At 64.9% G+C, this 13,174-nt stretch carries 13 protein-coding genes and 1 pseudogene; 6 read left to right on the top strand and 8 right to left on the bottom strand.

The features are described 5' to 3' along the window. Window positions 1-18: 18 nt before the first annotated feature. Entirely contained in the window at window positions 19-1,053 is a 1,035-nt protein-coding gene (locus tag AC0WRY_RS30240; protein ID WP_491122195.1) for an ABC transporter substrate-binding protein, read from the bottom strand. Window positions 1,054-1,325: 272 nt separating this feature from the next. Here AC0WRY_RS30240 and AC0WRY_RS30245 point away from each other — a divergent pair, with 272 nt between their 5' ends. Then, on the top strand, window positions 1,326-2,252 hold the full coding sequence (locus AC0WRY_RS30245) for a LysR substrate-binding domain-containing protein (protein WP_063203811.1): 927 nt from the start codon (window positions 1,326-1,328) through the stop codon (window positions 2,250-2,252). 50 nt (window positions 2,253-2,302) lie between these two features. Then, window positions 2,303-3,016: a type 1 glutamine amidotransferase gene (locus AC0WRY_RS30250; protein WP_491122196.1), complete on the top strand. Its 714-nt coding sequence runs from the start codon at window positions 2,303-2,305 to the stop codon at window positions 3,014-3,016. An 18-nt stretch (window positions 3,017-3,034) separates the two neighbouring features. Here AC0WRY_RS30250 and AC0WRY_RS30255 read toward each other — a convergent pair whose 3' ends face one another. The 7 genes from AC0WRY_RS30255 to AC0WRY_RS30285 all read right to left on the bottom strand — a co-directional run bounded on the left by AC0WRY_RS30255 (window position 3,035) and on the right by AC0WRY_RS30285 (window position 8,294). Then, window positions 3,035-3,502, bottom strand: a complete 468-nt coding sequence (locus AC0WRY_RS30255) for a nuclear transport factor 2 family protein (protein WP_259216374.1) — start codon at window positions 3,500-3,502, stop codon at window positions 3,035-3,037. 79 nt (window positions 3,503-3,581) lie between these two features. Next, window positions 3,582-4,031: a tol-pal system-associated acyl-CoA thioesterase gene (gene ybgC / locus AC0WRY_RS30260; protein ID WP_211415922.1), complete on the bottom strand. Its 450-nt coding sequence runs from the start codon at window positions 4,029-4,031 to the stop codon at window positions 3,582-3,584. Window positions 4,032-4,098: 67 nt separating this feature from the next. Beyond that, window positions 4,099-5,019 carry a metallophosphoesterase gene (locus AC0WRY_RS30265; protein WP_491122197.1) on the bottom strand — a complete coding sequence of 307 codons (921 nt, stop codon included), beginning with the start codon at window positions 5,017-5,019 and terminating at the stop codon, window positions 4,099-4,101. A 124-nt stretch (window positions 5,020-5,143) separates the two neighbouring features. Continuing rightward, on the bottom strand, window positions 5,144-6,202 hold the full coding sequence (gene ruvB / locus AC0WRY_RS30270) for a Holliday junction branch migration DNA helicase RuvB (protein ID WP_063200966.1): 1,059 nt from the start codon (window positions 6,200-6,202) through the stop codon (window positions 5,144-5,146). Beyond that, window positions 6,199-6,816: a Holliday junction branch migration protein RuvA gene (ruvA, locus tag AC0WRY_RS30275; RefSeq protein WP_194404391.1), complete on the bottom strand. Its 618-nt coding sequence runs from the start codon at window positions 6,814-6,816 to the stop codon at window positions 6,199-6,201. Before ruvA ends, ruvB begins: the two co-directional genes overlap by 4 nt. Further along, complete coding sequence (ruvC, locus tag AC0WRY_RS30280; protein ID WP_194404392.1) at window positions 6,813-7,340, bottom strand: crossover junction endodeoxyribonuclease RuvC; 528 nt, start codon at window positions 7,338-7,340, stop codon at window positions 6,813-6,815. Before ruvC ends, ruvA begins: the two co-directional genes overlap by 4 nt. 207 nt (window positions 7,341-7,547) lie before the next feature. Continuing rightward, window positions 7,548-8,294, bottom strand: coding sequence for a YebC/PmpR family DNA-binding transcriptional regulator (locus AC0WRY_RS30285; RefSeq protein WP_211415920.1), 747 nt, complete (start codon window positions 8,292-8,294; stop codon window positions 7,548-7,550). Between the two features lie 218 nt (window positions 8,295-8,512). Between AC0WRY_RS30285 and AC0WRY_RS30290 the strand changes: the two genes are divergently transcribed. The 4 genes and pseudogenes from AC0WRY_RS30290 (at window position 8,513) to AC0WRY_RS30305 (ending at window position 12,941) form a co-directional block, all read left to right on the top strand. Continuing rightward, window positions 8,513-10,261 carry a methyl-accepting chemotaxis protein gene (locus AC0WRY_RS30290; protein ID WP_491122198.1) on the top strand — a complete coding sequence of 583 codons (1,749 nt, stop codon included), beginning with the start codon at window positions 8,513-8,515 and terminating at the stop codon, window positions 10,259-10,261. A gap of 108 nt (window positions 10,262-10,369) precedes the next feature. Further along, on the top strand, window positions 10,370-11,794 hold the full coding sequence (locus AC0WRY_RS30295) for a methyl-accepting chemotaxis protein (RefSeq protein WP_285807946.1): 1,425 nt from the start codon (window positions 10,370-10,372) through the stop codon (window positions 11,792-11,794). Window positions 11,795-12,004: 210 nt separating this feature from the next. Beyond that, a pseudogene (locus tag AC0WRY_RS30300) lies at window positions 12,005-12,214 on the top strand (c-type cytochrome); the annotation flags it as partial. A 562-nt stretch (window positions 12,215-12,776) separates the two neighbouring features. After that, window positions 12,777-12,941, top strand: a complete 165-nt coding sequence (locus AC0WRY_RS30305) for a hypothetical protein (protein ID WP_491122199.1) — start codon at window positions 12,777-12,779, stop codon at window positions 12,939-12,941. Window positions 12,942-13,174: the final 233 nt, after the last annotated feature.

Raw genomic sequence — 13,174 nt, forward strand, 5'->3', positions numbered from 1 at the left:
TCTCCGTGAACGCTCAGATCAGCGCTCGACCTCGCGATTCCAGCGCTTGGTCCACTCCTCGCGCTTCTCGTTGATGACGGTCCAGTCCGGATTGTAGAGCTTCGCCGCACGCTCGCCGATCGGCGCCATCTTGCCGAGCTCGGGTGGGATCGCCAGCGATTTCAGCACCGGGCCGTAGCCGTAATCCTTCAGCATCACGAGCTGGACTTTTGGATCGAGCAGCATCTTGACGAAGCTTGCCGCCAGCGGCGAGGCATTGGGCTTGGCAATCGGGCACGCCGTGGTCAGCAGCGTCGCCGCGCCTTCCTTCGGATAGACGAAGTCGACGGGGAAGCCGGTATTGGCAAAGCTCTGCACGCGGCCGGTGCCCCACACCGCGATGACGGCCTGGCCGGACTGGAACAGCTCGGTCATCTTGCCCGGCGACGGCTCATAGGCGAGCACGTTCGGATTGATCTGTTCCTTGAAGATCTTGAAGCCGGAATCGACGTTGGTCTCGCCGCCGCCGTTCATCTTCGACAGCATCACCAGCGCTTCCAAGCCGTACGTGTTGTTGATCGGCGGAATCACGAGCTGCTTGGCGTATTTGGTGTCCTTCAGATCGTTCCAGGAGGTCGGCGCCGCCCAGCCTTTTTCCTTGAACACTTTGGTGTTGTACATCAGGCCGGTCGCGACGATGCCGATGGCGACGGCACGATCGTCCTTGAAGCGCGCGGTGTCGTAGAGATCTGCGGGCAGGCCGTCGAGCTTGCCGCAGAAGCCGAGCTGGATCGCCTGGTACATCGGGCCGTCATCGACGATGGCGACGTCGATCTGCTGGTTGCCCTTCTGCGCCTGGAGTTTTGCCAGCGTATCGGTGGAGTTGCCGGCGACGTATTCGACCTTGACGCCGTTCTCCTTCTCGAAGGCCGGGATCACCTCGTCGCGGATCGTCTTCTCGAACGAGCCGCCATAGCCGGCGACGTAGAGAGTCTTTTGCTGGGCCGAGGCGGCCGACGGGGCGGCGACGAGCGCTGCGATGCTGACCGCGGTCAGAAGGCGAAAAGTTGTCATGTGGACCGATCTCCATACCGGAATGAGGTGACGTGCCGACAAATCTCCGGCTGGGGCGCCTTCCGCATTTCCTTCCGCGCAAATCCCTCTCGGATCAGGGCTCCGGCCCCTGTTCGGCGGGTCTGGCGCGATTTGGAGGTCAAAATCCCTCCAATCTGCCGAAAAAGCGGGCTGGCTCCAGCTCTGATGAAAAAGATCGCAGACCTTTACTTCCATCGTCCAATGAATAATGGCACCCTCTGCATGCCGAAATGTTATGATTGGATGACGAGATGGCGCGGATCAATTCGCGGCAGGTCGAGGCCTTCCGCGCGATGATGCTGACCGGCAGCGTCACGGAGGCTGCGAAGCTGATGGTGGTGACGCAGCCGGCGGTGAGCCGGTTGCTGCGCGACCTCCAGGCCCTGCTGAAGATGGAGCTGTTCGAGCGGCGCGGCACTGGCCTGGTGCCGACCGCGGCGGCGATGGCGCTCTATACCGAGGTCGAGCGCTCCTTCGTCGGTCTCGAACGCATCACCGCCGCCGCCGAGGAGATTCGCGGCCGCCGCACCGGCTCGCTGCGCATCGCCGCGCTGCCGGCGCTGGCGAACGGCTATTTGCCGCGCCTCGCAGGGCACTTCCTGCAGGAGCGGCCGAACCTCAACCTCGCGTTCTTCGGCGTGATCTCTCCAATCGTCGTCGACTGGGTCCTGAACAACCAATGCGACATCGGCTTTGCCGAGGTGCCGATTGCCCATTCCGGCCTGCCAAGCCTGCGACTGCCGGCGCCTGCGCGCGTCGCGGTGCTGCCGACGGGCCATCGCCTCGCGGAGAAGGAAGTCCTGGAGCCCAGCGATTTCGAAGGCGAGACCTTCATCTCGCTGTCGGCGGGATCATCGAGCCGGCATCTCGTCGACCAGGTCTTCAATCGCCATGAAGTCCGCCGCGTGCTCAGGGTCGAGACCACCTTGTCGGAGATCATGTGCGGCATGGTGTCGTCAGGGCTCGGCGTTGCGATCTGCGACCCCTTCACCGCGCGGGAATTTTCCACCCGCGGCGTGGTCGCGCGTCGCTTCCTGCCGCGCATCGACTTCGAATTCTCCGCCGTCTTCCCGGCGCAGCGCAGCCCGTCGCCGGTGGCGCTGGATCTCGTCGAGACCATGCGCAAGGCGCTCGAGGAGTTCGAGGACCAGACGGCAAGCCAGCTTGCAGGCGGTTGACGTGGACGCCATTGGTGCAGTGTTATAGCTACGCAACCGAAGCAGGGCACATGGCACGCATCACCATCATCGAGACCGGCCTCGTTCCCAAGGAATATCGCAAGCGTCACGGCTCGTTTCCCGACATGTTCGAGCGCATGGTCCGCGCCGAGGATCCGGCGGCCACGGTAGACGTCGTCAGCATCCCGAATGGCGACGCGCTTCCCGATCCGGGCAAGCTCGACGCCGTCCTGATCACCGGGGCCGCTGCCGGCGTCTATGACGGCCTCGACTGGATCGCGCCGCTGGAAGATTTCGTGCGCACGGCCTACGCCAACAAGACGCCGATGGTCGGCGTCTGTTTCGGTCATCAGTTGATCGCGCAGGCGCTCGGCGGCACCGTGCGCAAGTCGGACAAGGGCTGGGGCATCGGCCGGCACGTTTATCAGGTGCTGCCGGAGAACGGCGTCGTCGACGGCGACGCGGTCGCCATCGCCGCCTCGCATCAGGACCAGGTGATCGAGCCCCCGGACGATGCGCTGACGATTCTGTCGTCGGAGTTCACCCCGCATGCCGGCCTGCTCTACGCCAACGGCACGACGCTGACCGTGCAGCCGCATCCGGAGTTCGACGTGGCCTTTGCGCAAGTGTGCTGCGATCTGCGCGACGGCAAGGCACCGGATGCGGTGGTCGCAACGGCAAGGGCGTCGCTGGCGGAGCCGATGGACAATGCGAAACTGGGTGGGGCGATTACGCGGTTCTTGGCGCGGCGCGCGGCGCCTTAGGCGCGGCACTCGCGAACTTCAGAACGGGTCCGTCCCCAACCCCGCCACGTCCGCCGGCCGCGGCCCCGGCGCGGCCCAGTGAAAGCGGCGATCCTTCTCGGCGATCATGATGTCGTTGATCGAGGCCTCGCGGCGCTTCATCAGGCCGTGTTCGTCGAACTCCCATTGCTCGTTGCCATAGGAGCGATACCACTGGCCGCTTGCATCGTGCCATTCGTACTGGAAGCGCACGGCGATGCGGTTCTCGTCGAAGGCCCAGAGATCCTTGATGAGGCGATAGTCGTGCTCCTTCTCCCATTTGCGCGTGAGGAATGCGACGATCGCCTCGCGGCCCTGAAAGACCTCGGAGCGATTGCGCCAGCGGCTGTCCTCGGTATAGGCGAGCGAGACACGGACCGGATCGCGTGAATTCCAGGCGTCCTCCGCCATGCGCGCCTTCTGCGCGGCGGTCTCACGGGTAAAGGGTGGAAGCGGCGGGCGCGACATGGTGGCCTCATCGGTTTGGCGGGAGCGGCAATCTACGCCTGCATGCCGCGGAGTCGAGAGGCCATCCCCTATTGAGCGATCAGGAAATCACATCAGCCTTCATCAGCGTGCGGATCGATTTGGGGATCGGCTGGGCGCGTCCGCCGCTGATGAAGGCGACGCGGACCTCGGCTTTCACCAAAACGTCCTCACCGCGCCGCACCTCCTGCGCGAGCACGATGGAGGCGCCCTTCACCGCAACCGGCCAGGTCACGACGTCGAGCACATCGTCCATCCGCGCAGGCTTGAGAAAATCCAGATGCATCGAGCGCACCACGAAGGCGAAGCCCGTGCCTTCCGTCTCCGCCTGCTCGAACAGAGCCTGCTGCTCGGCGCCCATCAAGCGCAAATGATTGGTGCGTCCACGCTCCATGTAGCGCAGATAATTGGCGTGGTAGACGATGCCGGAAAAATCCGTGTCCTCGTAGTAGACGCGCACCTGCATGTGGTGGCGGCCGTCGCGGATCTCGCCGTCGAGATGGGCAGTCACGTCGCGAGCCTCTTCGCTTGTCGATATCAGCCCGTTTTGCGCAAAAACCGCCGCCCGCGCAAGCGGGTCAGGACACAACCGACATAGCCCGCCCCAGCGTCACCTCGACGATCTCGGGCGGCACGCCGACGCGGACCGGCATGATGCTGCAACCGAGACCGCCGGAGACGATGAGATCGCATTTCAGGCGGAAATGGCCATAGGCGAGCCGCATACCGTTCTTGGGCGAGACGGCCGGCGACCAGCCGAGCAGGCGGACCTGGCCGCCATGGGTGTGGCCGGACAGTTGCAACGCGACGCGCGCGGGTACCAGCGGTGCAATGTTGGGCTCGTGCGCGAGCAGGATGATTGGCGCATCGTCGGTGACTTTCGCCAGCGTGCCCGCGAGATCGTCGGCGCCGAAGCGCCCGGTGCTGCGAAAGCGCCGCGCCGGCAGGAACGCCAGCTGATCGCCGAGCCCGACGAGCCAGAACGGGCGGCCGTCCTTGGAAAGGCGCACGACATCGTTCTCGTAGACGGGGATGCTGGCCGCCTCCAGCGCCCGATGCGCGATGGTCGGCCCGCGCCCCGCCCGCTGCACGGTCTTGTCGTCCCAATAATCGTGATTGCCCATCACGGCATGGACGCCGAGCGGCGCCTTCAGGCCGGCCAGCACCCTCGCCCATTCGCGCGACGGAATGAAGCGCGTGACGTGATGGAGGCCGGCGACATAGTCGCCGAGCAACACGATGAGATCGGGTTTCAACGCGTTGGTGCGTTCGACGATGCCCTCGATCCGCTCCAGCGACATCCAGGGATCGCAGGCATGGATGTCGGCGATGGCGGCGATCTTCAGCGAAAGATCCGCCGGCCATTGCCGCGGCTTCGGATGATAGCGGGTGACGCGGAGCCGCAGCACCGGCTCGATGCCGACGCCGTAGGCGGCGGTCGAGACGCTGAGGGCGGACAGCCCGCCGATGGAACGGATGAAATGACGGCGCGTGATCATGAAAACCCGATCGGAATGCGCTCTTTTGATGCGGTCCGAATGGAGCGGAATTGGGGTGCGCTCGTGCAGATCGTCTGCACGAGATCACCAGAAGTTCATGAAAGGAGCGCGCCGTTTGCGCAGATCAGTCGTCGCTCTCGTCGGTGCCGAACAGGCCGAACTGTGCCGCCGCATCGCGCGAGGGCTCGGCGATGCCGAGATGGCGGAAGGCGTGCGAGGTGAGCAGGCGGCCGCGCGGGGTGCGCTGGAGGTAGCCGCACTGGATCAGATACGGCTCGATGATGTCCTCGATCGCATCGCGCGGCTCGGACAATGCCGCGGCCATGGTCTCGACGCCGACCGGTCCGCCGCCATAGTTCATCGCGATGGTCGTGAGATAGCGGCGATCCATGGCGTCGAGACCCGCAGCGTCGACCTCGAGCGCGCTCAGCGCGTGATCGGCGATCTTGCGATCGATCTTGTCGGCATCGGCAGCGGAAGCAAAATCGCGCACGCGACGGAGCAGGCGCCCGGCGATGCGCGGCGTGCCGCGGGCGCGGCGCGCGATCTCGTTGGCGCCGTCAGCGCTCATGCCGACATTGAGCACGCGCGCGCCGCGGCTGACGATGCTTTCCAATTCCTCGATGGTGTAGAAGTTCAGGCGGACCGGAATGCCGAAGCGATCGCGCAAGGGATTGGTGAGCAGGCCAGCGCGCGTCGTGGCGCCGACCAGCGTGAATTTCGACAGCTCGATCTTCACCGAGCGCGCGGCCGGACCTTCGCCGATGATGAGATCGAGCTGAAAGTCCTCCATCGCGGGATAGAGCACCTCTTCCACCGCCGGGCTGAGGCGGTGGATCTCGTCGATGAACAGCACGTCACGCTCTTCGAGATTGGTCAGCAGCGCGGCGAGATCGCCGGCTTTGGCGATGACGGGTCCCGAAGTGGCGCGAAAGCCGACGCCGAGCTCCTTCGCCACGATCTGCGCCAGCGTGGTCTTGCCGAGGCCGGGCGGGCCGACGAACAGCACGTGATCGAGCGCCTCGCCGCGCTTGCGCGCAGCCTCGATGAAGATCGAGAGATTCTTGCGCGCCTGCTGCTGGCCGACGAAATCGGACAGCGATTGCGGACGCAGCGCGGTGTCGCCGACATCGTCGCTGCGGCGCTCGGGCGAAACCATGCGGCTGGCCTTGGGATCGCTCATTTCGCGAGTTCCTTCAGGCCAAGGCGAATGAGCTGCGCCGTCTCGGCATTCTCACCGGCGCTGCGCGAGGCCGATGCAATCGCAGCGGCCGCCTGCGGCTGGCCATAGCCGAGATTGACCAGCGCGGAGATCGCGTCCGCCACGGGCCGCGGCGCGCGTTGATCGTCGACCGCGCCTGCGAGATGCACCACCGCGGGATCGACATTGGCGAAGGCCGGCGCCTTGTCCTTCAATTCGGTGACGATGCGCTCGGCGACCTTGGGGCCGACGCCGGGCGTGCGCGCCACCGCCGCCTTGTCGCGGAGCGCGATTGCATTGGCGAGATCGGAAGGCGCCAGCGTGCCGAGCACGGCGAGCGCGACCTTCGCGCCGACGCCCTGCACGGTCTGCAGCAGACGAAACCATTCGCGCTCCTGGTCGGTGCGGAAGCCGAACAGTTTGATTTGATCCTCGCGGACATAGGTCTCGATCGACAGCACGGCGGCCTCGCCCGGCGAGGGCAGATGCTGCAAGGTGCGCGAGGAGCAATGCACCTGATAGCCGACACCGCCGACGTCGAGGATGACGAAGTCTTCGCCGTAGGAATCGATCAGGCCCTTGAGCTTGCCGATCATAGGCTCGCCACCTTCAGCCGCAGCGCGGTGCTCTGGCGGTGATGGGCATGGGTGATGGCGATGGCGAGCGCATCGGCGGCGTCTGCCGACGGCGGATCGGCCTTGGGCAGAAGGATCTTCAGCATCATCGCGATCTGGGCCTTCTCGGCGTGCCCGGCGCCGACGACGGTTTTCTTGACCTGGTTGGGCGCGTATTCGGCGACAGAGATGCCGAACATTGCGGGCGCCAGCATGGCGACGCCGCGAGCCTGGCCGAGCTTCAGCGTCGCAACGCCGTCCTTGTTGACGAAGGTCTGCTCGACCGCGGCTTCCATCGGCTGGTGATTCGAAAGCACGGCCGCCAGCCCTTCATGGATCGCGAGCAGCCGGCTCGCCAGCGGCAGGTCGTTCGGCGGTTCCACCGAGCCGCAGGCCACATAGATCAGGCGGTTGCCGTCAGCCTCGATCACGCCCCAGCCGGTGCGGCGCAGGCCGGGGTCGATGCCGATGATGCGGACGGGTTGGCGAATCGGGAGCGCGGTCATGGGCCAGTGATAGCGGCTGGCCGATGATAGCGAAACAGAAACAGAACAGAAGTAACAGGGGAAGTGGCCCGTGCCCCGGGCGCGACGCAGCGCGAAGCGGTGCGGCGCTGAACCGGGGCCCATATTGGCACCGATGTCTGCGGGACGATGGTCCCGGCTCTGCGCAGCGGCGTCTCACGCTGCGGCGCGTCCGGGACACGAGCGGCCTCAGCCGCCCATCTTCGCAACAAGCGCGTCCGACACCTCGAAATTGGCGTAGACCTGCTGGACGTCGTCGTGCTCGTTGAGCAGATCCATCAGCTTCAAGAGCTTCTCGCCGGTCTCGTCATCGACTGCGACCGTGTTCTGCGGCTTCCAGATCAGCGCGGCCTTGCGCGGCTCGCCGAATTTGGCCTCTAGCGCCTTGGCGACGTCGCGATAGCCTTCGGTCGAGGCGTAGATCTCGTGACCGCCTTCGCCGGAGACCACATCGTCGGCGCCGGCCTCGATCGCGGCATCCAGCACGGCGTCGTCGGAGGCGACGCTGCGGTCGTATTCGATGATGCCGGTGCGGTCGAACATGAAGGACACCGAGCCGGTTTCGCCGAGATTGCCGCCCGACTTGGTGAAGAAGGAGCGGATGTCGGAGGCGGCGCGGTTGCGGTTGTCGGTCAGCGCCTCGACGATGACGGCAACGCCGCCGGGGCCGTAGCCCTCGTAGCGGATCTCGTCATAGTTTTCGCCCTCATTACCGAGCGCCTTCTTGACGGCACGCTCGATATTGTCCTTCGGCATGTTCTCTTGGCGCGCCGCGATGATAGCCGCACGCAGGCGCGGGTTCATGGCCGGGTCGGGCGTGCCGAGCTTGGCTGCGACGGTGATTTCCCGCGCCAGCTTGCCGAACAGCTTCGACTTCTGCGCATCCTGCCGCCCCTTGCGGTGCATGATGTTCTTGAATTGGGAATGTCCGGCCATGCGTGGTCTCTTGGAAAGTCGTCAGCCAAAGGTGAGCGTGGGAAGCGCGGCCTTATAGGCCGCCACCCCACCGGAATCAAAGGGATCTGGGCCTCTGAGGTAGCACTGTAAAGGTAGCCCCCGTAATGGACGGTGCCTAGAGGTGAGGCACCGTTAACCCTGATTTCATTCCGGACTGCGAAAATAGCGCCCGACCTTATCCCGACGAGAGAGAGCTGATGGCGTTCGGACTATTTCGGAAGCGCCTGCCGGACCAGGCCGCGCCTGCGGCCGCCCCGGCGGCTCTGCAGCCGGCGGCCCATTCCGAGCCCGCCGCCGTGGCCGAAACTGATTCGGCGCGGGAAATCCTGGAGCTGCTGGAACTCGAGCTCGGCGCCATGATCCGCCAGCTCGAACGCGCCGCCAATTCCGTGGCCGGCGGCGCCGAAGCGACCGCGGCGACGCTTGCCGCCATCCGCGACCGCACCGATGCCCTGACCGGCCGCACCAACGCCGCGCAATCGACCGCATCCACCTTCGCCCATGCCGCCGACAAGTTCACCCAATCCGCCCTGGGAATCGGAGCGCAGGTTCGCGAGGCCGGCAAGCTCGCCGACGAGGCCAGCGCCGCGGCACAGGAAGCCCGCGCCAATGTCGATCGCCTGCGCGAATCCTCAGCCGCCATCGGCAACGTCGTCAATCTGATCGCGCAGATCGCGCGGCAGACGACGCTGCTCGCGCTCAACTCGACGATCGAGGCCGCGCGCGCGGGCGCGGCCGGCAAGGGCTTCGCGGTCGTCGCCACCGAGGTCAAGGCCCTCGCGGTGCAGACGCAAGGCGCGACCGAAGAGATCACCAAGAAGATCGACGCATTGCAGCGCGACGCCGCCGGCTCCGCGGATGCCGTGCACCGCATCTCGCAGGCGATCGAGGCGATCCGCCCGGTGTTCGAGACCGTCAACGGCGCGGTCGCCGAACAGAACGCCACCACCAGCGAAGTCTCCGGTAATGCCGCGAGCGCCTCGGAGTTCATCGTCTCGGTCGGCGAGAGCGCGGCCGAGATCGATGCCGCGACGAAGGCTGCCGAGAGCCATGGCGAGAACGTCGCCAGTGCCGGCAAAGCCGTCACCACCTTCGCGCAAAAGCTGAAGTCGCGCTGCGCCGTGCTGCTGCGCCAGAGCGAGCACGACGATCGCCGCAAGACCGAACGGCTGCCCTGCCATCTCAAGCTCGAGAGCGCGCGCGGCGTGATGCCGGTCTATGAGATCTCGATGGACGGCGTGCTGATCGGCGGCGCTGACGCCGGCCGGCTCGCACCGCAAGCGATGATCGAAGGCACGCTCGAAGACGTCGGCGCCTGCCGGCTGCGCGTGATCGAGCAGTCCAAGGCCGGCGCCCGCGCACAGTTCGCCAGCCCCAATGCCGAGCTCCGCGAAAAGATCGAGGACAAGCTCTGGTCGATCCACGAGGAGAACACCGAGTTCGTCACCCGCGCCATGGAGGCGGGCAACGCGCTGACCAATATCTTCGAGCAGGCGGTGGCACGCGGCGAGGTCAAGATCGACGACCTCTTCGACACCGACTATGCCGAGATCGCCGGGACCAATCCGCAGCAATACCGCACGAAATATCTCGACTGGGCCGACCGGGCCCTGCCGCCATTCCAGGAAGCCTTTCTGGCGAAGGACCAGCGCATGGCCTTCTGCGCCATGGTCGACCGCAACGGCTTCCTGCCGGTGCACAACAAGATCTATTCGCATCCGCAGCGGCCGGGCGACGTTGCCTGGAACACGGCCAACAGCCGCAACCGCCGGATATTCAACGATCCGGCGGGGTTGGCTGCCGCGCGCAACCTGCGATCGTACCTGGTCCAAAGCTATGCGCGCGACATGGGCAACGGGAACACGGTGATGATGCGCGAGATCGACGTCCCGATCCGCGTGCAGGGCCGGCACTGGGGTGGATTCCGTACCGCCTACAAGCTGTAGTGCACGCTCAGGCAAGACGCCTGCCGCGAATCATCCTCTAAAGTCGCGACTGGAATGGGAATGCCGCCGTGAGCCGGGTTGCGGCTCTGACTGGAGGACTCATCGAACATGTCCGTCGTACAACTTGCCGTCATGGACACCGGCTCCAACCGCACGCTTGCCGAACGGCTGATTGATCAGCTCGCCGACCGCATCGGCGGCCTCGGCGTGGAGCTCGCCGATATTGCCGGCAACGTCCAGGAAGTCGCAAGCCGCGTTGCGAGCCAGTCCGACCGGTTCCACCACCTCCAGAGCACGGCCGAGACGATGGTCTCGGCCAATCACGACATCGCCAATGCATCGCAGGCCGTGCAGACGACCACGTCGGCGGCGGTCGGCGAGATCGCGCAGTCCCGCAGCGCCGTCGACACCGCGGTCAGTCACATCTCCGAGCTCGTCGCAGCCGTGGAGCGGATCGAGGCGCGCCTTAGCGCCGTCGGCTCGGCGCTTGCGCAGGTGGCGAAGGTGTCCGGCTCGATCGAGGCGATCGCCAAACAGACCAATCTGCTCGCGCTGAACGCGACCATCGAGGCCGCCCGCGCCGGCAATGCCGGCCGCGGCTTCGCGGTGGTCGCAAGCGAAGTGAAGAACCTCGCCGAAGCCACCCGTCAGGCCACGCATCAGATCTCCGACACGGTGCGCGACCTCGATGGTCAGATCGAAGGCCTGATCGGCGAAAGCAGCGATGCCTCGCAACGTGCCAAGACCGCCGGCGAAGGCGCCCAGCAGATCTCCAGCATCATCTCGCGCGTCCAGCAGGGATTTGCGTCGGTCGAAGCGGAGATCGGCAGCGTCACGCGCGCGGCGACCTCCAATCTCGGACATTGCGACACCGTCATCAGCGAGCTCAACGAGCTCGCCAAGGGCGTCGACCTCTCCTCGCGCGACCTCAAGAACGCCGACGAGCGCGTGGCCAAGCTGCTCGACACGTCCGAAGGACTGATCGCGCTGATCGCCGACAGCGGTGTCGAGACGTCGGACACGCCGCTGATCCGAATCGTGGTCGACACCGCGAAGCGGATCACGGCCGAATTCGAAGCCGCCATCGATCGCGGCGACATCACGCTGGACCAGCTCCTCGACGAGACCTATCGCGAAATTCCCGGCACCGATCCGAAGCAGTACCTTACCAACTACGTCGAATTCACCGACCGCGTGCTGCCCGCGATCCAGGACCCGATCCAGAAATCGGATCCGCGCATCGTCTATTGCGTCGCCTGGGCGCGGGATGGCTATCTGCCGACCCACAATCCGAACTATCGCCTGCCGCAGGGCAAGGACCCCGTCTGGAATAACGCCAACTGCCGCAACCGCCGCCTGTTCAACGACCGCACGGTGAAGAAGGTCGCGGGCAATACCAAGCCGTTCCTGCTCCAGACCTACCGCCGCGACATGGGCGGCGGACAGTTCGTGCTGATGAAGGATCTGTCCTCGCCGATCGTGATCCGCGGCAAGCACTGGGGCGCTTTCCGGATGGGATTTAGGCAGGGCTGACGGCCGGCGCTTCCGCGTCCCAACTCAAAAGTTCGAAAACAACCCCATGCACAGTAGCCGGGGCGTGCGAAATCAATGGCTTACGCCGGCAGGCCACGACGCGTTTTGACGCGTCGGGCAGAACAGGAGCGTGAGGCTCCTGTTCTGAAAGACCATCGTCTCGTTGCCGCCCTCTCCGGGAGAATAGAGCTGCTCTGCCCGTCAACGACCCCCGCCGCGACCAACGTCGCACAGATCGTGATTACCGGCATCAAGCGACATACGCCCGACGGCGCGCTCTCGATGCCGCCGGTCGGCAATTCATACACCGACGACGAGATCGCGGCGGTGGCGAATTACGTGACGGCGCGGTTCGGCGCGAAAGGCTCGAAGCTGACGGCGAGGGATGTCGCGGGGTTGCGGCAGCAGACGGCGGAGTAAATCTCGCCGCGATGACCACGCGCCTTCCCCTGTGGGAGAAGGTAGCGAGGAGAGCGCTATAGATATCAGACAGTTGGTGTTTCGAAGTCCCTGTAAGGTCCCGGCCTGCCTGCAGGACGGGTGCGTCAGCCCAGCCCTTTCCGCGGCTCACTTCCTATTCGCTTTCGATCCAGTTTTGCTTCCCGCACTCGCAGGTGAACATGCGGACGGTATGCCCTGTTCGCGGGACTAGAAAGGTGGTGATGAACTTGGGTTGCCTCCCGCACTTTGGGCAGGTCAGCGCGATGGGCTCCCGTGACGACTTTTCCATGAGTGACTCCCGTTCATGAGCGGGAGCACAGCCGGGTCTCTCAGCCACCGGAAGCCCAAGGCAGAGCCGGTGATGATGACAGAACGACCGCAAGGCCAGTTTGTTGCAAAATCATCGATCGGTTGTGAGACGGCGGCACTGTCCCGCATTTTTCCACCTCCATAGCAAATCGATCTTGCGTCGCGCGCGCAATGCGCAGCTAGTAATGATCTCAGGTGCGACCTGAAGTCCCATTTCTCGGGAGGGCGCAACATGCGGAACTATGTCGTCAACGAAAACATCCGTTGCTATCGGAAGCTTATCGCCATGAGTGCCGATGACCCGCATCGTGACGAGGCTCGACACCGTATTTTGCTCCAGCTTCTCGCCGAAGAAGAAGCCAAGCATATGAAGCCGGATGATTGGCCGAACAAATGATCCGAACAGATGCGGGGGCGCTTCTCTATCGTCCGATTGTCCAGCTGAAGCTCTTGGATCAGAACGTTGCGCTCGCACGCGGCCGCCGCTCAGCCACACACGATATTTGAACCCAACCTTTCAGCTGGTCGTTTTCGAAGAGCGATTCTGCTTGAGCGCTTGATTGATTGCCCATTCGACGGCGAGAATTGCCCCGACACGATCGCAAGAAGTGCCAGTTTTCGGCGGACGTG

This window comes from Bradyrhizobium sp. T-12, assembly GCF_058314695.1.

Coding starts and splice junctions, on each gene's coding strand:
- AC0WRY_RS30240 (WP_491122195.1), bottom strand. CDS start 1,053: ATGACAACTTTTCGCCTTCTGACCGCGGTCAGCATCGCAGCGCTCGTC.
- AC0WRY_RS30245 (WP_063203811.1), top strand. CDS start 1,326: ATGGCGCGGATCAATTCGCGGCAGGTCGAGGCCTTCCGCGCGATGATG.
- AC0WRY_RS30250 (WP_491122196.1), top strand. CDS start 2,303: ATGGCACGCATCACCATCATCGAGACCGGCCTCGTTCCCAAGGAATAT.
- AC0WRY_RS30255 (WP_259216374.1), bottom strand. CDS start 3,502: ATGTCGCGCCCGCCGCTTCCACCCTTTACCCGTGAGACCGCCGCGCAG.
- AC0WRY_RS30265 (WP_491122197.1), bottom strand. CDS start 5,019: ATGATCACGCGCCGTCATTTCATCCGTTCCATCGGCGGGCTGTCCGCC.
- ruvB (WP_063200966.1), bottom strand. CDS start 6,202: ATGAGCGATCCCAAGGCCAGCCGCATGGTTTCGCCCGAGCGCCGCAGC.
- ruvA (WP_194404391.1), bottom strand. CDS start 6,816: ATGATCGGCAAGCTCAAGGGCCTGATCGATTCCTACGGCGAAGACTTC.
- ruvC (WP_194404392.1), bottom strand. CDS start 7,340: ATGACCGCGCTCCCGATTCGCCAACCCGTCCGCATCATCGGCATCGAC.
- AC0WRY_RS30285 (WP_211415920.1), bottom strand. CDS start 8,294: ATGGCCGGACATTCCCAATTCAAGAACATCATGCACCGCAAGGGGCGG.
- AC0WRY_RS30290 (WP_491122198.1), top strand. CDS start 8,513: ATGGCGTTCGGACTATTTCGGAAGCGCCTGCCGGACCAGGCCGCGCCT.
- AC0WRY_RS30295 (WP_285807946.1), top strand. CDS start 10,370: ATGTCCGTCGTACAACTTGCCGTCATGGACACCGGCTCCAACCGCACG.
- AC0WRY_RS30305 (WP_491122199.1), top strand. CDS start 12,777: ATGCGGAACTATGTCGTCAACGAAAACATCCGTTGCTATCGGAAGCTT.